Origin of the sequence: Rheinheimera salexigens, from assembly GCF_001752395.1 — a bacterium.
Lineage (GTDB): Bacteria > Pseudomonadota > Gammaproteobacteria > Enterobacterales > Alteromonadaceae > Alishewanella > Alishewanella salexigens.
Genome location: NZ_MKEK01000001.1, coordinates 1,577,189 through 1,596,131 on the forward strand (window position 1 = coordinate 1,577,189; position 18,943 = coordinate 1,596,131).

The following is an 18,943-nucleotide window of genomic DNA, read 5'->3' on the forward strand; positions in this document are numbered from 1 at the left end:
TATTTGCATTTATGGTTACGCATTACAATAACAGCATAATAACTAGCAATAGCTATATCTAATGATTAAAGGGAATTAGCCTATGGCAAACGAGCCATCCGACAATAAACTCTCCGACACTAATCAGTCGAGCAATCCAACACCGAACGAAAAATCAAATAAGCCTCACCCGCCCTTAGAGCGCAGCCGATTTGGCGGCAGCCAACATAAGCAACACCGACAAGATGACGACGCGCCGGTGTCTCGCAGTGACCTTAGTAAAGCGGCCGAAGAATTATTAGAGCACAGTACGGTATACATTAATTGGACCATTTTACTGCTTTCATCTTTAGTGATAATTGCTTTCTCGGTCTGGGTGATGGTGATGCCGCAAACTGCTCAGATTACGATGAAGTCGATAGTCGACTGGATTGCAACAAATCTGGGCTGGTATTACGTGCTAACAATGGCACTGGTGATCGGGTTTGTGGTCTGGGTGGCGTGTTCCAAAGAAGGCGATGTTCGGCTAGGGCCAGATGATTCGCGGCCACAGTATAAACTAGGTACTTGGGTGGCAATGTTGTTCGCTGCAGGCGTCGGCATCGATCTGTTGTTTTTCTCGGTTACTGGTCCAGTGGTGCAGTACCTGCATCCGCCATCAGGCGATGGTGTAACCGCTGCAGCGTTGCAAGATGCGGTTGTTTGGACCATGTTTCATTATGGCATTGCCGGTTGGGCAGTGTATGCGCTGCTCGGTATGGCAATGGGTTACTTTGCTTATCGTTGGAATATGCCGTTATCAATTCGAGCGGCCCTGTATCCATTGCTAGGCAAGCGAGTGCGTGGCTCCTTGGGTGACGGCATCAGTATTATTGCCCTAGTTGGCACCGTGTTTGGTGTTGCGACGACTATGGGTATCGGCGTCGTGCTATTAAACGTCGGTTTTTCGAAAATATTTGGCTTAGAACAAGGCTTGACGTTGCAAATTGCCTTGGTTATTGGCGCGGTTGTGTTAACAATAGCGGCCACTACTTCAGGTGTTGATCGTGGTATTCGCTGGATCTCTGAACTAAACCTGTGGAGCGCCTTGGCGATGATGTTGTACATCCTTATCGCAGGGCAAACGGCATTTCTATTGAATGCTTTTGTTGAGAATATTGGTCAGTTCTTGGTGACCTTGCCTTCACGTATGTTGCAGACATTTGCTTACGTGCCAGGCAGCAGTGAGTGGATGGGAGGATGGACCCTGTTTTTCTGGGCGTTCTGGTTGGCGTGGGGACCTTTTGTCGGCGTGTTTCTGGCCCGCATTTCCCGCGGCAGAACGCTGCGCGAGTTTGTGATTGCGGCAATCACTGTACCGGTATTTTGTGATTTTATTATTGTGTCATTTTTTGGTAACTCAGCCTTGTATCAAGTGCTGCAAGGTAATACGGCGTTCGCCGAACTTGCCGTACAAAGTCCTGAGCAAGGTTGGTATGCTTTGCTGGAGATGTTCCCGGGTGCGATATTTCTGATCTGTCTGGCTACATTTTCTGGGTTTCTATTTTACATAACCAGTGCCAACTCAGGTGCTATGGTCATGTCAAACTTCTCAGCCTCTATCCCTGATCCGGCTCAAGATGGCCCTAAATGGCTGCGTATCTTCTGGGCGGTGCTGACCGCTGTGCTGACGGTTGCCATGTTACTGGCTGGTGGGGTGCTGACCATGGAATACGCCACGCTAATCTTTGCTTTACCGGTAACAATTATCGCTTATTTGGTAATGGCCTCGTTCTTTAAGGCACTACGAATAGAGCGAGCCGAGCGTGAAGGCAAGGTATTACGGAGACCGTCGATGGCGCCAACGGGTGGCCATGTGCCCGAACGGTCATGGAAGCAGCGGCTTGGTCGCCTATTGACTTACCCGTCGCGGCGAGAGGTCAGTCAGTATTTAGAACGCACCGTGATCCCCGCGTTGGATGATATTGCTGTTGAATTTCGTAACCAAGGCTACGAAGTCGAGCGGGGCAATGTAACTAATGCCACTGGTAGAGAGGGACCGCTTTTGCGAGTGTCGATGGAAGATGTACTAGACTTTCATTATCAAGTGTCTATGGTCGAGATGCCGTTACCCACTTTCAGCGGCAAGATGTCGATTGAAACTGACGTTTACTATCGGCTAGAGGTGTTTACCGAAAAAGGCTCGGGCGGTTACGATTTAATGGGGCTAACTAAGCCGCAATTAATAGACGATGTGCTGGAGCGCTATGAAGCGCATCTACAATCTATTGCCCAGTCTGCACTAGCTCATTAGTTGCGTATTTCTACTACTGTAAGCCATTTCATGGCGAGTGCACTTGCCCGTTTTAGCAAAATAATTATGGCTATAAAGTTAACCATTTTTAAGATAGGTTGGAGGTAGATATGAAGCGCGTAACCGGTATCGGTGGTATCTTTTTTAAAGCTAAAGACGCAGCTGCATTACAGGCTTGGTATAAGCGTCATCTTGGTATTGATGTTCAAGATTGGGGTGGCACAGCATTTACTTGGGCAGACTCGAATGGCCAGCCTATTGGCGGAACGACGATTTGGTCTGTTGCTTCATCAGAGACTGAGCAGTTTGCGCCAAGTCAGGCCTCGTTTATGGTTAACTACCGAGTACAAGATCTGGATGCCTTAATGGCGCTACTAAAAGCGGAAGGCTGCCAAGTATTGGAGAAAACTGATGAGTCTGAATACGGCAAATTTGGCTGGGTTATCGACCCGGAAGGCAATAAAGTCGAATTATGGCAACCACCGGCCGGTCAATAAGTTAATTTTTGCTTATAACAATAAGGATTACATTATGCTGTTTGCCAACGGAACCTTCAAAGTAGATTTAACTCCGCAACAAGATGCTGCCTGCCCAGCAGGACGGATGCTAATTAATAAAATTTATTTAGGAGATATTCAAGGTCAGGGCAGCGGTCAGATGATCAGTAAAAGACTCGACAATGGCGTTGCTGTTTATTATGCCATTGAAGAATTTTTAGGTTCAGTTAAGGGCAAAAACGGCGGTTTTACTCTGGTTCATCAAGGCTATATGAGCAAGGATTCGCAATCTTTAGAGATTAGTATTCTTGAGGGATCAGGTAACGGGGAGCTGCAGGCTATTTCGGGCACTATGCGTATTATTCAAGATGCTAACGGCCACAGCTATGAGCTGAGCTTTAAGCTGTAAGAGTCGATAAGCTATCAACATTCAGTATATTTTGTGCTTCTTTTCCACAATTATTAACTAATAAGGGCTATCGTGATTTCAAAGTTACCTCGCTGGGTAGAATACGGTTCTTTTCTACTCGCATTAGTGGCAGGGCTGGTTAATTCCGTTGGATTATTAGGCTTTAAGCACCAATCCATTTCACATATTTCGGGCACTGCAGCGCTACTAGGCGCGGGTATTGCTAATTCACCTTGGTCGGATGTGTTTCATTTATTAATCGTGTTGTTGAGCTTTGTTATCGGCTCGGCCATATCGGGCTATTTTTTGCGTAGTGGTGCTTTAAAGTTAGGCAGTAACTATAGTGGTTTGCTGTGTTTAGAGGCCGTACTCTTATTGGCTGCTGTCTATTTTTTAGATGATAATTCTTTATACGGTCATTATTTAGCATCAGCCGCCTGTGGCTTACAAAATGCCCTAGCCACCACCTATAGTGGAGCGGTTGTCCGCACGACCCATGTTACTGGTATTTTTACTGATTTAGGAATAATGCTAGGTGCAAAATTAAGAGGTGAGGAATTTGATCAAAGGAAAGCCTTATTATTTTTGCTTATTCTTGGCGGCTTTATTTTTGGTGCTACTTTAGGCGCCTATTTATTTAATATTTTGAAATTTCAAGCACTCTACATACCGGCCGGTATTTGTTTATTATTAGCGTTATCTTATTCGGTGTATAAAATGAAAGTTGATTGTGCACCTAGTGATTGAATGGTAGCAACAGCGACGTTTTATCCCGAACTGCCAGCAAAAAGCATAAGCTGAGATAAATTGGGAACGGACACAAGGTTCGAGTCATCTAATGGTTATAACAGTGTTATCAGAAGTAATTTGATATGCAGATAACAACCAATACCAGCCTAGATAATCTAACCCTTCTGTATGGCCATGGTGTTGGTCAGCGCTGAATTAGACCATTTCCGCCGACGGTTTGTATAAATTAATTTTTTATGCAGTCGGTATTGACGAAGTTAAAGCTGCTGCTATAACTAATAATCAGCGCTGCTGAGCAGTATGTTTTTTTTAATTAAAAAGTCTGTAGTGTGTTGCTAATAGGCAGCACAATTTATTGTTTTTAGGGACGTTCAAAGAGAGACTGTTTACCGTTAAGTCATTGCAAGGACAAACAAAATGAAAGCATTAAGATCAAAAATTCTTTTTTTTGTGTTCTTCAGTATATATGGACTATCTGCCCATGGCCAAGATTATGATATTGTTGGTCTTAAACTAGGAATGAGTGTAGAGCAAGTTCAAGCAGCTCTTAAAAGCTATGGTGTAGATAAAAAGAATATCCAAGAACGTAGACGATATTTTAATTATTCTGATGGCGTCGAGTTATTCCAAACTGATGATTTTGTTGCCTATATCTATGCCAATAGAAACAAAGATAATAACTTTGAAAACTTGTCTATTTTTTTTTCCTTTGGCCCTCCTGGTGGCAAAGTCGTGGCTATCACCCGAACTATAGAAAACCGAACCAACCCGTTAACCCGAAGTCAATTTCTTACCGCACTAAAAAGTAAATATGGTCAGCCGACATCTGAAGACATCTCTACTGTTTATTGGAGCTTTCCAGCTGAAAAAGTTCAATGTATAGCCGGCGCTGTTGGCGGTTATAGGCCAGACCAGCCTAGTATCCTAAAAAAGATCTATGGTGCAAATGTCGGTAGTCGTGATGGTATCTTCCATATAAGAACCGTAAATTCGCTTGAACAATGCAGCAGTTATCTTACTTATGCCATGCCAACTGGTGATGCTAGCCCTGTTACTACTGCTACTGCTGTAATGGTAGATGTTGCAGGGACAGCTGAAGGGGAGTTGTCAGCAAACGAGTGGGTAGAGGGTCTGGCAGATAAAGCACGGAAAGAGCGGGAAGCAAAAGCTGTTAAACCTGATTTTTAACTTGGTATTACAGTGAATTTAACGCTAGTGAACATTAAACACTAGTGGAAGATTTCTTTGATGCTTTGGCCGCTTTTTTCTTCTACTCTATACAGCGGGTACTTCACGGCCAACTGTTTGCATTAGTGTAAAACCTCCATATTTTAAGAAGGGACTGACTTTTAAAGTTTAAACTGAGGATATAAAAAAGCCGCACGACATTCGCACGGCTTTTTCTAAGATGTTGAGAGAAAACTAGGCTGCTGCTAATACACCGCCAATTACAGCCACTACGCCACCTAAAGCACGGCTAACGCGGTTGTCAGCTTTAAGCATTAAGGCACCTAAACCACGACCGGCAAAGGTAATCACTAAGGTAGCAACAACGAAGCCAGCCATGTAGCTCAGTAAGCTGGCGCCTGCGGCCATTTCTGCACCGTGAGCGTAGCCGTGCGTAAGCATAAACAAAGCAACTAAAGTGCCACCGACAGCGGTAGGTAGTTTCGCCATAGTAGCGATCAAGACACCTGCTAATAATACTGACATAGCAATACCCGTTTCTATACCAGCTAAGCTAACACCAGCCCAAGCAATAGCTGCACCTACTACCATGCCGCCTACTACAAATAAAGGCGCGCCATTTTTCATTGCAGTGCTTTGACGGATACTCCAAAAACCGATAGCAGCCATAGCCAGCAAGTGGTCAAGCCCCATCATAGGGTGTAACAAACCGCTGAGGAAATCGCTGTGGACATGCACGTCATGGCCCGGGTGGGCTATAGCAGCAGTTGCGGTTAACATTAGGGCTACTGCCATCAGCAATTTGGACATTATTTTCATGTTGTACTCCGTTTATTTAGTTTACTATGTGATTTTTAATTACAGTATTTTGACTGTTTTGTTTTAACTATTGTGTTTAGGCTGTTTTAATTGAGGCAGAACCGCTTAAGCCATGCTGGCTACTTTTCCAGGTCTGCGCTCTGGCAACATACCTTGTTTAAGAATAAAGCTAATTATTTCTTCTACACCAACACCGTCGTATAGGTTGGTGAAAATGAACGGACGTTCGCCACGCATTTTTTTTGAGTCACGCTCCATCACATCTAGCGAAGCATGGACATATTTGGCTATGTCGATTTTATTGATGATTAACAAGTCAGATTTAGTAATGCCTGGACCGCCTTTACGTGGAATTTTATCGCCTGCGGCAACATCGATAACATACAGCGTTAGATCAGATAATTCTGGGCTGAAGGTGGCTGCTAAGTTGTCGCCGCCGGATTCCACTAGTACGAGTTCTAGGTTGGGATGACGTTGTTGCAAATCATCAATTGCCGCTAAGTTCATCGAAGCATCTTCACGGATGGCAGTGTGTGGGCAGCCGCCAGTTTCAACACCTATAATGCGATCAGCAGGAAGTGCGTCGTGCTTAAGCAAGAAGTCGGCATCTTCGCGAGTATAAATATCGTTAGTCACTACAGCAATGTCGTAGTGATCTTTTAGCGCGCTACACAACTGGCGTAACAAGGCGGTTTTACCAGAACCAACCGGGCCACCTACGCCTACTCTTAAACAATGTTTCATTAAAATGTTCCTTATGTGATTTTTAAGCTTATTAGCTTCGGAATAATCTTGAATATTGGGTTTCATGTTGGGCACTGCCGAGTGCTAAACCCGGAAGAATGGGACCCAACTGGTCATCTGTTAATGTCAGTGCGCTATCAATAGCGGCAACTAGTTTAGGCCGCAGTTGTTCGTTTAGGCGTTGCGCGGCGGTATGGCCCAAAGGCATAGCTTTACAGGCAACCGCCAGTTGGTTTTCAAGCCAGCCCCAAGCAAAACCGAGTAGGGATTGCCGCACGGGCACTTGCCGTTGCAGAGCGACCCAAGCGAACACTGTGACGTAACCAGGCTCTTGCGGTAGCTGAGCATGGCCAAGCTCTATCTGTGGCTGCAGCGATAAACTGGTCAGCAGACGCATTAATGCTAATCCTAACCGAGTGTCTTCATCGCTCAGTTCAGCGGTTTCTCGATTAGCATGTAGCCACGAGTTCCAATAGGCTAGACCTTCACTGTCGTTATTAGCCCAGCAGTGTTGCAACCGTGCCAATAAGGGTAGTTCGCAACGGGTAAGACCATCGTCCAGCACGCCTTCTAACCACTCTCCCAACTCCTGTTCGTTGCTCACCCAGCCTAGTTCAAAAGCGCTTTCTAAACCCTGTGACCAAGCAAAAGCACCGATTGGCAACGCAGGGCTAATAAGTTGCATTAGCCCTAACAACGCCAGATCGCTGGCCACGGTTGGCAAACTGTTAGTGTGCATGGCCGTGTTCTTCATCATGAGTATGTTTGTGGTCATGTTCATCAGCATGGGCGTGCGAATGGCCATGGCTATGGCTGTGCGACTGTTCACGACCGGCATGGGCATATGCACCTGACTCCGGATCGAACGGTGCCTGATGATGACTAAGGGTCGCTCCTAACAGAACTGCGAGTTCTTCTAATACGTGATCGGGTGGAAAACGTACCCAATGGCGACCGTCAGCATCAGCACCAATGGCCAAAGAAACGTGGCGGTTACCTAAGTGATAGCATAGTCGTCCCAGTGGTAGACCGTTGTCGATATACGCGGTTGTTACCGGTTCATCGGCTGCACAAATACGGATAACTTCACCGCTTTTAGCCCGCAGTAGATCGCCATGGCGTAGTACCGGACCGCGATCGAGGAATAAGCCAACGTCGTGGCCGTTATCGGTGACGGCTTTTAGGCGACCACGAATACGCAATTCATAGGGTAGGCTTAAAGTGTCGTGTACATCGGCTTGGCTGCTACTGTCAATTCTTTGTATTAATTCAAGCATCTTAATGTCCTTGCAAGCGGTTTAAAATAAGTGATAGCGCTGAGCTAAAGGTAACTCAGTGGCGGGCTCACAAGTAAGTAACACGCCATCAGCGTGAACTTCATAGGTTTGTGGATCCACGGTCAGTTCGGGGCAAGCATCGTTCAATTTCATATCAGATTTACGCAATTGCCGAACGTTTTTAACCGCCACTAGTGGGCTCTTCAAGCCTAACTTTTCTTCCAGTCCAGTATTCATGGCTGCTTGGCTAACAAAGGTCATTCGGGTTGCTGCTGCAGCTCTGCCTAGGGCGCCAAACATGCGACGGTAATGCACAGGTTGTGGGGTGGAAATTGCTGCGTTAGGGTCGCCCATAGCAGCACCGGCTATCATGCCGCCTTTTAGAATAATCGACGGTTTAACACCGAAAAACATGGGCTTCCACAACACCAGATCTGCAAATTTACCTACTTCAATAGATCCAACTTCATGGCCAATACCGTGGGTAATAGCGGGGTTGATGGTATATTTAGCGATGTAACGTTTTACTCGGAAATTGTCGGTGCCACGCTCTTGATCTTCCGGTAACAGGCCACGCTGAACCCGCATTTTATGCGCGGTTTGCCATGTGCGACAAACTACTTCGCCAATTCGACCCATGGCTTGCGAGTCAGAAGACATCATAGAAATGACCCCCAAATCGTGCAGGATATCTTCAGCAGCAATTGTTTCACGGCGAATACGCGAATCGGCAAAGGCGACATCTTCTGGGATATTTGGGTCTAGGTTGTGGCACTCCATTAGCATATCGAGATGTTCATCAATAGTATTAATGGTATAGGGCCGGGTTGGGTTTGTAGACGACGGCAATACGTTAGGCATACTACAGGCGACAATAATATCGGGCGCGTGACCACCACCAGCACCTTCGGTGTGATAGGTGTGAATACAGCGATCTTTAAAGGCTGCAATCGTGTCTTGAACAAAACCAGATTCATTAAGGCTGTCGGCATGAATAGCAATCTGGATATCGTAACGGTCAGCCACATCTAAAGCATTGCTAATAGTGGCTGGTGCTGCGCCCCAATCTTCGTGAATTTTTAGGCTCATGGCACCGGCTATAACCTGCTGCTCTAGTGCTTCTGGTGTACTGGCACTACCTTTACCTAGAAAACCGATGTTGATGGGTAAATCATCCACAGCTTGCATCATTTTACCTAAATGCCAAGGCCCAGGCGTGTGAGTAGTAGCGATTGAACCGGTAGCGGGACCAGTGCCACCACCGATCATGGTAGTTAGGCCGCTCATTAGCGCTTCGTCGACTTGCTGTGGGCAAATGTAGTGGACGTGAGTATCAACGCCGCCGGCAGTAAGAATTCGACCTTCACCGGATATTATTTCAGTACCAGGACCTATAACGATGTCAATATCAGGTTGAGTATCAGGGTTTCCGGCTTTACCAATAGCGGCGATACGGCCGTTTTTCAAACCAACATCGGCTTTAACAATACCCCACCAATCAATGATAATGACGTTAGTAATAAGGGTATCCATTACAGCATCGTCGCAACGTTGGCTCTGGCCCATGCCATCACGAATGACTTTACCACCACCGAACATGACCTCTTCACCGTAATGAGTATGATCGTGCTCTATTTCGATCCACAGTTCAGTATCACCTAAGCGAATTCGATCTCCGGTAGTGGGACCATACATATCTGCATACGCTTGCCGAGAAATCTTCATTTAACCGCCTCCTGTTTAGATTTAGTCTTTTGATCTATTGGCCCCATAACCTCACCCCTAAAACCATACAGTCGACGCAAACCGGCATACGGGATTAATGACACTTCACGGCTCTGGCCTGGCTCAAAACGAATTGATAAACCGGCGGCAATGGCTAAACGATGGCCGTAAGCTTGTTCACGATCAAAGTGCAGCGCAGAGTTAGCTTCGGCAAAGTGATAATGGGAACCGACCTGAACGGGACGGTCACCTGTGTTGGCAACATTAATGGTGATGCTGACACGGCCGACGCACAGTTCAATGTCGCCGATTTGTAGCTGATATTCACCAGGAATCATAACAAACTTCCTTAAACTATAGGGTTATGAACGGTGACCAGCTTGGTACCGTCGGGGAAAGTTGCTTCGACTTGAATAGATTGAATCATCTCGGCAATACCATCCATTACGTCGTCACGGCTTAAAATTTCACGGCCAGCACACATCATTTCTGCCACCGTACGTCCTTCGCGAGCGCCTTCCATAATGGTGCAACTGATCAATGCAATAGCTTCAGGATAGTTTAGTTTAAGCCCTTTTGCCTTACGCCGTTCTGCAAGTAAGCCTGCGGTAAATAACAATAATTTATCTTTATCTCTAGGTGTCAATTCCATCGCTAACTCCATCGTCCTCGATGTTACTTTAATAATGACCTAAGCCGAGAAGGCATAGGGGGTGAGTTTGCCAAAGCATAGAAGCTTCGGCGTGAAAATCAATTTAGTCAGGCACTTAGTGCAAAAGTAATAGGTAAATTTTCGCTTTAAACTTCATCGGTAACTGTATAGTCCTCGATGTTATTTTAGTATAGACCCTTACCGTGAAGGCATAAGGAGTATGTTTGCCAAAGCCCAAAGGCTAAGACATGAAAACTCAAATCAGTTAGGCGCCATTACTACAATAAATAGTACAGCTATTACGCGTTATCTTTCGCTATCAATGACATCGCCAACTCTGTAGTCCGCGAAGTTATAATGTTTATGACCTATGCAGTGATACCATAGGTGTTAGTCGCCACAGCCAGGGGATACCTGAGACGTTTAAATTTAGGTTAACCAGATCCGAGGCACTGTGGCCTGATGTCCGGTAAGTAGGGGACGCAAGATGTCCCGTGCTTGTTGAAACAATGCCCAGACTTGGTTCCGATCATCACCAAGATAACGAAGCAATAATACCCCACGGCGATAAGTTACAGCCCAATGATTGGCCGTAGGTAGCTGTTCCCGCAACGCTGTTATAGCTTGATCTGGGTCACTTAGACCCACTGTCCACAAAGTGGCGTGCACTGTCGAACCGCCTTGGCCCCACTTGCCGGTAAACCGAGGGTGGTTCGGATCTATAGTCTGGCGCTCTAGCCACAAGGGCTGGCCATTACGGCTAAGTTGAAAACGTTGTTCAAGCTGACCAGTTGCAAACGGTATGTTACTAGCTGGCCGGCCAAGACAAAGGATCTCCCAGCCCAAACATTTCGCATTTTCAGCCAAGTCAATATTAAAAGTTTGCTGACCACGGGAGCCATCGAAAGCCAGAGACTCTTGGGGTAACCATTCGAGAGTGGCACCGTTAGCAACTTTCAAGTTTGTGATCTGACTCCAAGCCACATCATTACTGTCAGCTCTATAAAGCTTATTCGCCGAAGGCGTTGTAACTAAGGTATGAGCGTCTTCTTCTACGCTGACATCAATATTAAGCGCATCACCACTGACTAAACCGCCAGGCGGGTGCAAAATATAGACATGGCAACAACCATCGCGGCCTTCAGGATAAAAAGGGCGTTGCACACGTAAAGGACCATAATGACGAGCAATATTCATACGGGTGATACTGGTATCACCTTCAGTGAAAGCACTGAAGCCTAACGTTAAAGAGGCTGCCCAATGGCGGCTAGTATCGAAGCGATGTCCGGAATCTGTAGTTGCCGGGTTTTGAACGGGTACAAAGGAAAGATTTGTCATGCAGTGAAGCACCTTATAGATGAGCCCTACGCGACTAACTCCGCTAAAAAATTATTATTTAATGACACTCAGGGCTGTGGGCACAAAGATACCAGAGCGATCTATAAAGGTCTACCAAAAAATGGCAAAAAAATTTATTAGGTTTGTAAAATATTGTATGTATTCAATCGCGTTATTCGATAAATATACTAGGTGATATAGAAAAAAACGGTTTTTGCGTAGAAGTGTTTGCCCGTCCATATTATAAATTTTAAAGGCAGCGTAGTATATTAACCTATGGTTAAAACGCTAAGGCCCTTTTTGTAAGAGTTTAATTGGAGAATGTAATGAGCTTAAAACGTATCTGCTTATTAAGTGCAGTATTGTGTTCACTAACTTGGCCTGTTGCGGCAAATACCATTTATTTAGTTCGGCACGCTGAAAAACAACATGGCGGTACTGATCCTGCTTTAACCGTCTGTGGTCAAGGCAGAGCTGAAGCATTGGCGGCTTATTTTGCTGATATAAAGTTACAAGCCGTTTACAGCACAGGCTATCAACGTACCCAGCAAACGGTTCAGCCGATAGCAATTAGCAAACAACTGGCAATACAGCAATATGATCCGAGCCAACCAGAGTTGATGCATGCGCAATTAGATGCGCATACTGCCCCAGTGTTGGTAGTAGGGCATAGTAATACCGTGCCGCAATTGGTAACTATGCTAACGGGTATCGAGGTATCGCCGCTAACGGAGCAAGATTACACGATGTTATATCAGGTAGAACTGGGCGAGCAGGTGAGTGTAACCTTGCGCCATCAAGAATTTAGCTGTAATCAGTAAATTTTGTACTACACTTTTCTTTTTCTAACAAAGAGAGGTGAATATGTTTATTCAAACCGTCAAGACCCCTGGTTTGGCACATTTATCTTATATTATTGGTTCGCAAGGTGAGGCTGCGGTAATTGATCCGCGGCGGGATGTTGATGATTACATTAGTATTGCTAAACAACACGACTGTCGCATTAAGTATATTTTTGAAACCCATCGCAATGAAGATTTAATTAGTGGTGCAGCTATTCTTGCCAACTTAACCCATGCCGAAGTAAAACATGGTCCTAACGCCGATGGTGAAGTGCAGTATGCCGATGTTGTGCATGGCGGCGATAGTTTTAACGTCGGCAATATTGGCTTAGAAATACTGGAAACACCTGGCCATACCAAAGACAGTATCAGTATCTTGTTATTTGATAGCGACTTTAATGATGGGCCAGTTGGCATTTTTACCGGTGATACACTTTTTATTGGTGATGTGGGACGAACCGACTTTTATCCTGGCCAAGTGCAAAAAATGGCGGGAATGTTGTTCGACAGTTTGCGATTAATTGAAAGCAAAGCCAAACAAGCTATTATTTATCCCGCTCATGGTGCAGGGTCAGTCTGTGGTGATGGTATGGCAGAGCGTGAGTTCTCAACTATTAGCCATGAAATGAACAATAATCCGATGTTGAAAATTCAACAACGCGATACATTTATTAGCAAAAAAGTCGCAGAGCACCATTATCAACCGCCATATTTCTCTGCAATGGAGCGGTTAAATCTTATCGGTGCTTCTGCTTATAACGCTCCGCGTATTGTCAGCCCGAAACAACTAGCGCATGTGGATCAAGCTAAACAAGATCTTGGCTGGTTAATAGATGTTAGGCCGGTAGAAGCTTTTCTTGGTGGCCATTATCCCGGTAGCCTTTGCTTACCCGTTGCAATGCTTACAGCTTATGGAGTTTGGTTACTGCAACCGGAAGATAAAATTACCCTTATTGCTCAAAGTGAAGCGATGGCTAATAAAGCAGCTCTGCAATTTTCTCGTATTGGTTTTGATCATACGCACAGTTATGTTCCAGCAGAATTTGCTAAGTTTGCAGCTGCCGGAGGTGAGGTTGCTAGCCTAAATACTGTTTGTGCAACGCAAGTAAAGGAATTGATTAAGCAAGACTGGCAGCTTTTAGATGTGCGTAAAATTACCGAGTATAACCAAGACCATATTAAAGGTAGTAAGCACATTTTTCTTGGTCATTTACCTGAAAAGCTGAATGAATTATCTGCCAACAAAAACTATATCACTATGTGTGCCAGTGGTATGAGAGCATCAGTGGCAGCTGCTTACCTACGTGCCAAAGGTATTAACAACGTGCAAGTATTTATGGGATCGATGGGTGCTTGGCAAAACGCGGGGTATGATGTTGAAACGTAAATATTTAAGAAAACGTATAGTAATTAGTAAATAAAAAGGGTCAGAGTGATTTAACTTTTCGATAAATCACTCTGACCCTTTTAATACCTATTCTTTTTCAAAGAGTTAAATAGGCGAACCTGGTGGTAGGGCTTTTGGCTTGAAGCTGGACTGCCATAGACCGGTTTCTAAATAGCCTTGCCATTGGCTATGAAGTTGCTGGTGATTAGCATCTTTTTGTTTGCCTAACCAACGCCCAAGTTCTGTTAATTTACTTTGTAGCTGTGCTTTAGCCTCAGGCGCAAGCTCAGTATTAGTTAGGCTTTGCATCAGTTGATAAAACGTAACATGGGCAACGCGTTGCTGAATAAGCAAATGATTACCTTTAGCCGCTTTTTGTTTAATGGTGTTGGCTAGAACGGTATCGAGTACGCCGTTTAATTGTTGCTGACCACTAAGACGGTTTAAGCGTTGTGGCTGCAGTATTAACTGTAAGGTTAAATTAGCAGAGGCTTCTGCTGCTGATAGCGGATCAAAGGCTAAGCCATAGCGGCCTTGAAAGCTTTCGCGACCAATACTATCGCCATAGGCTTTAGGTGGAATAAGGGCAAGCAATGAGTCAGGTAGAGCTAAATATTCTGGCTCTAATGTACTGAGTAAGGCTTGCAGGGCTTGTTGCTGTTGTTTGCTGTTTACCCAACGAAAGCCCTTAGGTGAGCTGTGCTCGCCTTTTAATTCATATTCATAAAAAGCACCGCCTAATAGCTTACTCACCGCTTCAACTTGATAGCGATGTAATAAATACACCGGCACTAAGGCTTCTTCAAGTGACGATAGCGGTTGGCCGTTGGCAATATTATTTAAACCGAAATTTGCTAGGGCAATTTTACGCACTTCACCTAATCGGTTTAGCTCGGCGACCGGATCGCTGCCATTATCCCATAAGTGACCAATAGCACTGACTCCACCTTGTGGCCTTGCATCTTGATCGGCCATATACTCTAGGCCTTGCTGTTTAGCATCTTGCACTAACTGGGTTAATTGGCTGGCTGAATAATCACCGTAACCAAAAGCAATGGCATAGTTATCCCATTCCCCTAAGCCTTCGCGATAAGGGTTATTGACCGTGATTTTGCCATCGGTAATATCAAACTGTGGATGCGGGTAGTCCATAACGGTGGAGAGGCCATTGGCGCTACCAGCAAAGTTATGAATAATGCCTAGGGTATGGCCTACTTCATGGGCGGAGAGTTGACGAATACGGGCCAAAGCCATGGCTTTTTGTTTCGATACATCTGGGTTATCGCTAGTATAAGGCGCGGTAAGGCCTGTGGCGATTAAGAAATCTTGGCGAACGCGTAAAGAGCCAAGCGTAACATGACCTTTAATAATTTCGCCGGTGCGCGGGTCAGTCACGCTAGCGCCATAAGACCAACCGCGGGTCGCACGGTGTACCCATTGGATCACGTTGTAACGCACATCCATAGGATCGGCATCTTCAGGTAATACTTTTACTTGAAAGGCATTTTTGTAGCCAATGTTTTCAAACGCACTATTCCACCACATAGCACCTTCAATTAAAGCAGTACGAACGGGCTCTGGCACACCAGGGTCAAGGTAATAGACGATAGGTTCAACGGCTTCGCTAATAGTGGCGGTTGGATCTTTTTTCTGTAACCGATGCTTAGGTAGTAAGCGCTTTATAATAGGGGCATCAAAAGCGGTGCCGTAATCCATATATTCAACTTTCCAATAACCGGAATAAGGATGAAAAGGTTGGCTTTGATAGCCCTCTTCTGGCAAGGCAATTAAAGAATGATGCAAATGCACACTAATGGCATTAGATGAAGGTGTAACCTGACGAATAAAATTACCAGCGTTATCGCCACTGTAAGTGACTAGCGCTTCTAATTCGGTATTGCGAACAAAGGCTTTAGTGCGCGGTAAGTAAACACCACTGCGATTGCTGTCTACTTTATAGTTACCTTGCTTTTGCCGGGCAAGGCTAGCACTAATTTGGTGAATATCGCTTTTTAAAAAATCAGTATAATCGACTAATACAGTTGACTTAGTGCTAGCCACCACCGGTAAGCCGGCTATGACTGAACTGGCGAAGGCTTCATCAATACTTAACCGCTCAGCTGGATTGTCTGTATCCGCTCGGTAATAGGTATTTAGTTGTTTTAATAACACTTTGTTACCAAACTGCTCAAATTGAACTAAACGAGTGGCACCTAGTTGGCCGCGGTCTAGACCAATATCATTCGAACCAATACCCCGAGGTAATGAACTTAGAAAAATAAAGGGTTGGCTTAATTTATCGACTTGTAGATAAAGTTTATCGTTATTGGCATCGTAGTAGACATCAAAATAGCCACTTTGATGTTGCATACCTTGGGTAAAACTCTGGATTGAAACTGTATTTTTTGCTGAGACAGTCGAGCTGTTTTTAACACTAGCAGCATCGACGCTGGTCGTAGTATAGAGTGCTGGTGCTAGCACGAGTAGACCAAGCAGGCTAACCATCTTCATGCTGAATCCTTTTTAATTATCTAAATTTATTATTTTTTGTAGCTCTACTGAGCAACTTAGGAATTAGCACTATATAACGTCTGCAACTCGCTGAACAGTACGAGAAAAGGGGACTAAGTTAATTAACAAATAATTAATTAGCTCCGACCCCATATTATGTTTTTATGAGGTACCAAAACGAGTGGCTTGGAAGCGGTTTAGTAGGCGATGGACGAGGTAACATAGAAATAGAGTGGCAATAATAGCCGTGATAGTGCTGCTAAAGCGGTATAAGGCGCTGTACAGAAAATCGTGGTTTGGGCTTAGGTATTGACCAAATAAAATGCCTAGGGTGGCCATAGCACCAAAGCCGACTCCTGAACCACTGGCTTCTTTGACATGGATATGGGCGAACAGCATCACACCAAGCCATAATATGGGTAGAATAAGAATTAATAAGTTATACCAATCGTATAATAGCAATTGCACCAGCATGCCAAAACTGACGCCAAATATTGTGCCAATAGCCCGTTTGCGGGCAGAAGCTAAACTACCACTCCAATGCATAGGAAACAGTAGCAGTAACATAGTGGCTTGTGCAGAAAGTGAATCACGTAAATCTAGTACCTGAAATAATATAAATGCGGCGGTAGCAATAGAGGCGCCTAATAAGGTTTCATGGCGAACTCTATTCGGGCTTTTGTTGATGGGAGGGGTGGGCTGGCGCGGGCTAATATCGGGCCAGATTGCGGTCATTATAAAAGCGATAATACCGGCACATACTGCAGCCCAAAAATTATTAAAAATGATCTCGTTAATATTGGTACCCGGATAACTGGCAAAGTGCAGCATAATACTGAGGCTCATTACACCGGTGGCGCCAAATAAAAATAAATTGCCTTTCGACATTGCCGCAAAGCGGTATAAAAACAAAACAAAAGCAATGGGTAACATTAGTCCTGGATGGCGACCAAATAGCCCACCAATAATACCCACTTCCAGTCCGGTTAATACTGCAGACGCTAACAACTGGCGCATAACATGGCCATTCATTACCGGCACTAAACCCAATAGCAACATAGGGAAAACGGTAAAAAACACGCCATATTGGAGGTCAAAAAGCTTACAAATAGTAAAGCCTAAGGTGGCGCCCGTGGCGATACGTAGGCACTGGCGAAATTCATTAGCAGTTAAAGGACTATGGCGTAATAGCATGAACAAAGCCTGTGTAATGAACAATAAACGGCATCACTGATAATCAGGAATAATCACTAATAGATGTAATGCAAAAGGCTAATCAGTTTAATTTGTAACCTAGCAAAAAATCGTAGCACCTTATTATCTGGCATAAGTTGTACGGTTACTCGAGCACCAGCGGCTAGGCTATAATCTGGTGACTCTAGAAGCTGCAAATGAATCCGAATACGCTGGGCATCACGCACCCAACGATCGGACTCTTGTGGGGCGGCGAGTAAACCATTAGCGTCAAATTGAGCAGCGCTAACGCCAGCGTCAACAGTACTAACATAGGCTGGATACAAACGTCCTGGATCAGCATCAAAGGCAATTAACGCTTGAGTATCAGTGCTAATACCACGCAGGCTTTTTTCTCGAAAGTCGGCAACAATATCTATTTCATCCGACACTAAGGCAATTAATGGCTGACCCGCTTTGGCAAAGCTGCCGGCAACGAGTTGTAAATTCGTCACCATACCGTTGTGGTCGGCTTTAATCTGAGTATAAGTCAGATTTAGCTTAGCTTGTTCGAGTTGGTTTTGTGCTTGGCGCAGCTTTAAATTGTTTTCACCCAAGGTGCCACGATGTACTTTTAATTGGGCTAATCGGGCTTGTGCAGCGAGTAAATTGGCATCAGCTGTGGCTGCTTCACTGTCAGCTTGATCAACCAGTTGTTGGGAAACGCCTTGGGTTGAATACAGTTTATCTAAGCGTTTAGCAATAATATGTTTTTGTTCAGCAATAGTTTGATTAGCTTTAACGCCAGCTTCAGCTGCTTGCAAAGCCGCATCTAGTTCAGCGTTTTCTTGCTGTGCTTGCTCGAGTGCTAAACGGGCTTGTTCAACGGCAAGTTGATAAGAAGTGGGCTCTATTTCAAATAAAATATCGCCTGTTTGTACCGCTTGGCTATTAGTTATGGCGATATTGGTGACTTTACCACTTATTTGCGGTGCAACTTTAGTGATGGTTCGAGTTACCATGGCTTGCGGTGTGAGTGGCATCAGGGCATCTGCGAATAAAAAATAGCCAAAAAGTACTACAAATACTGCGCTGGCAATTTTAACTAATCTGGCAAATTGTTGATCTGGCGTCATACTTTTCTCATTAAATTTGGCTGGGTGTGATAGCTAAAGCATTATCACTATTCAAGTTTAGTATGTTTATACAATTAACAAACTCTTGATTATTTATAGCGATTAATTGTTCACTAAGAATTGAATCAAAACGTTTTGTGAGAGAATTCAGAATATCAACTATGGATATGATGTAAATATTTTTATGAGAAACTTGAGAAGGTTAACGGTGCTAGTATCGTAC

Annotated in this window: 18 protein-coding genes; 7 read left to right on the forward strand and 11 right to left on the reverse strand. The window is 44.7% G+C overall.

Features of this window, described 5'->3' with window-relative positions; genetic code table 11:
• Window positions 1–82: 82 nt before the first annotated feature.
• The 5 genes from betT (at window position 83) to BI198_RS07310 (ending at window position 5,116) form a co-directional block, all read left to right on the forward strand.
• Window positions 83–2,272 (forward strand): choline BCCT transporter BetT, encoded by a 2,190-nt coding sequence (gene betT / locus BI198_RS07290; protein ID WP_070048956.1) that lies wholly within the window; start codon window positions 83–85, stop codon window positions 2,270–2,272.
• A gap of 110 nt (window positions 2,273–2,382) precedes the next feature.
• On the forward strand, window positions 2,383–2,769 hold the full coding sequence (locus tag BI198_RS07295) for a VOC family protein (protein ID WP_070048957.1): 387 nt from the start codon (window positions 2,383–2,385) through the stop codon (window positions 2,767–2,769).
• Between the two features lie 34 nt (window positions 2,770–2,803).
• Window positions 2,804–3,178: a DUF3224 domain-containing protein gene (locus BI198_RS07300; RefSeq protein WP_201243430.1), complete on the forward strand. Its 375-nt coding sequence runs from the start codon at window positions 2,804–2,806 to the stop codon at window positions 3,176–3,178.
• A gap of 72 nt (window positions 3,179–3,250) precedes the next feature.
• On the forward strand, window positions 3,251–3,925 hold the full coding sequence (locus tag BI198_RS07305; RefSeq protein ID WP_070048958.1) for a YoaK family protein: 675 nt from the start codon (window positions 3,251–3,253) through the stop codon (window positions 3,923–3,925).
• A gap of 420 nt (window positions 3,926–4,345) precedes the next feature.
• Window positions 4,346–5,116: a hypothetical protein gene (locus BI198_RS07310; RefSeq protein WP_070048959.1), complete on the forward strand. Its 771-nt coding sequence runs from the start codon at window positions 4,346–4,348 to the stop codon at window positions 5,114–5,116.
• Between the two features lie 234 nt (window positions 5,117–5,350).
• Here BI198_RS07310 and BI198_RS07315 read toward each other — a convergent pair whose 3' ends face one another.
• The 8 genes from BI198_RS07315 to BI198_RS07350 all read right to left on the reverse strand — a co-directional run bounded on the left by BI198_RS07315 (window position 5,351) and on the right by BI198_RS07350 (window position 11,671).
• Window positions 5,351–5,935 (reverse strand): HupE/UreJ family protein, encoded by a 585-nt coding sequence (locus BI198_RS07315; protein WP_070048960.1) that lies wholly within the window; start codon window positions 5,933–5,935, stop codon window positions 5,351–5,353.
• 105 nt (window positions 5,936–6,040) lie between these two features.
• Entirely contained in the window at window positions 6,041–6,679 is a 639-nt protein-coding gene (gene ureG, locus BI198_RS07320; RefSeq protein WP_070048961.1) for an urease accessory protein UreG, read from the reverse strand.
• Between the two features lie 31 nt (window positions 6,680–6,710).
• Window positions 6,711–7,418 (reverse strand): urease accessory protein UreF, encoded by a 708-nt coding sequence (locus tag BI198_RS07325; protein WP_070048962.1) that lies wholly within the window; start codon window positions 7,416–7,418, stop codon window positions 6,711–6,713.
• A complete protein-coding gene (gene ureE / locus BI198_RS07330; RefSeq protein ID WP_070048963.1) occupies window positions 7,408–7,956 on the reverse strand; it encodes an urease accessory protein UreE in 549 nt (182 codons plus the stop codon). The genes BI198_RS07325 and ureE overlap by 11 nt, the downstream gene beginning before the upstream one ends.
• Window positions 7,957–7,977: 21 nt before the next feature.
• A complete protein-coding gene (gene ureC, locus BI198_RS07335) occupies window positions 7,978–9,681 on the reverse strand; it encodes an urease subunit alpha (RefSeq protein ID WP_070048964.1) in 1,704 nt (567 codons plus the stop codon).
• Window positions 9,678–10,019: an urease subunit beta gene (locus BI198_RS07340; protein ID WP_070048965.1), complete on the reverse strand. Its 342-nt coding sequence runs from the start codon at window positions 10,017–10,019 to the stop codon at window positions 9,678–9,680. The genes ureC and BI198_RS07340 overlap by 4 nt, the downstream gene beginning before the upstream one ends.
• A gap of 11 nt (window positions 10,020–10,030) precedes the next feature.
• Window positions 10,031–10,333 carry an urease subunit gamma gene (gene ureA, locus BI198_RS07345; protein ID WP_070048966.1) on the reverse strand — a complete coding sequence of 101 codons (303 nt, stop codon included), beginning with the start codon at window positions 10,331–10,333 and terminating at the stop codon, window positions 10,031–10,033.
• A 429-nt stretch (window positions 10,334–10,762) separates the two neighbouring features.
• Window positions 10,763–11,671, reverse strand: coding sequence for an urease accessory protein UreD (locus BI198_RS07350; RefSeq protein ID WP_070048967.1), 909 nt, complete (start codon window positions 11,669–11,671; stop codon window positions 10,763–10,765).
• Window positions 11,672–11,997: 326 nt separating this feature from the next.
• Between BI198_RS07350 and BI198_RS07355 the strand changes: the two genes are divergently transcribed.
• Window positions 11,998–12,492 (forward strand): SixA phosphatase family protein, encoded by a 495-nt coding sequence (locus tag BI198_RS07355; RefSeq protein WP_070048968.1) that lies wholly within the window; start codon window positions 11,998–12,000, stop codon window positions 12,490–12,492.
• Between the two features lie 43 nt (window positions 12,493–12,535).
• On the forward strand, window positions 12,536–13,900 hold the full coding sequence (locus BI198_RS07360; RefSeq protein ID WP_070048969.1) for an MBL fold metallo-hydrolase: 1,365 nt from the start codon (window positions 12,536–12,538) through the stop codon (window positions 13,898–13,900).
• Window positions 13,901–14,005: 105 nt separating this feature from the next.
• Here the strand turns inward: BI198_RS07360 and BI198_RS07365 are convergent, their stop codons facing one another.
• The 3 genes from BI198_RS07365 to BI198_RS07375 all read right to left on the reverse strand — a co-directional run bounded on the left by BI198_RS07365 (window position 14,006) and on the right by BI198_RS07375 (window position 18,720).
• On the reverse strand, window positions 14,006–16,411 hold the full coding sequence (locus tag BI198_RS07365; RefSeq protein ID WP_201243432.1) for a zinc-dependent metalloprotease: 2,406 nt from the start codon (window positions 16,409–16,411) through the stop codon (window positions 14,006–14,008).
• Between the two features lie 162 nt (window positions 16,412–16,573).
• Window positions 16,574–17,605 carry a DUF2955 domain-containing protein gene (locus BI198_RS07370; RefSeq protein WP_070048970.1) on the reverse strand — a complete coding sequence of 344 codons (1,032 nt, stop codon included), beginning with the start codon at window positions 17,603–17,605 and terminating at the stop codon, window positions 16,574–16,576.
• Window positions 17,606–17,661: 56 nt separating this feature from the next.
• Window positions 17,662–18,720 carry an HlyD family secretion protein gene (locus BI198_RS07375; RefSeq protein WP_070048971.1) on the reverse strand — a complete coding sequence of 353 codons (1,059 nt, stop codon included), beginning with the start codon at window positions 18,718–18,720 and terminating at the stop codon, window positions 17,662–17,664.
• Window positions 18,721–18,943: the final 223 nt, after the last annotated feature.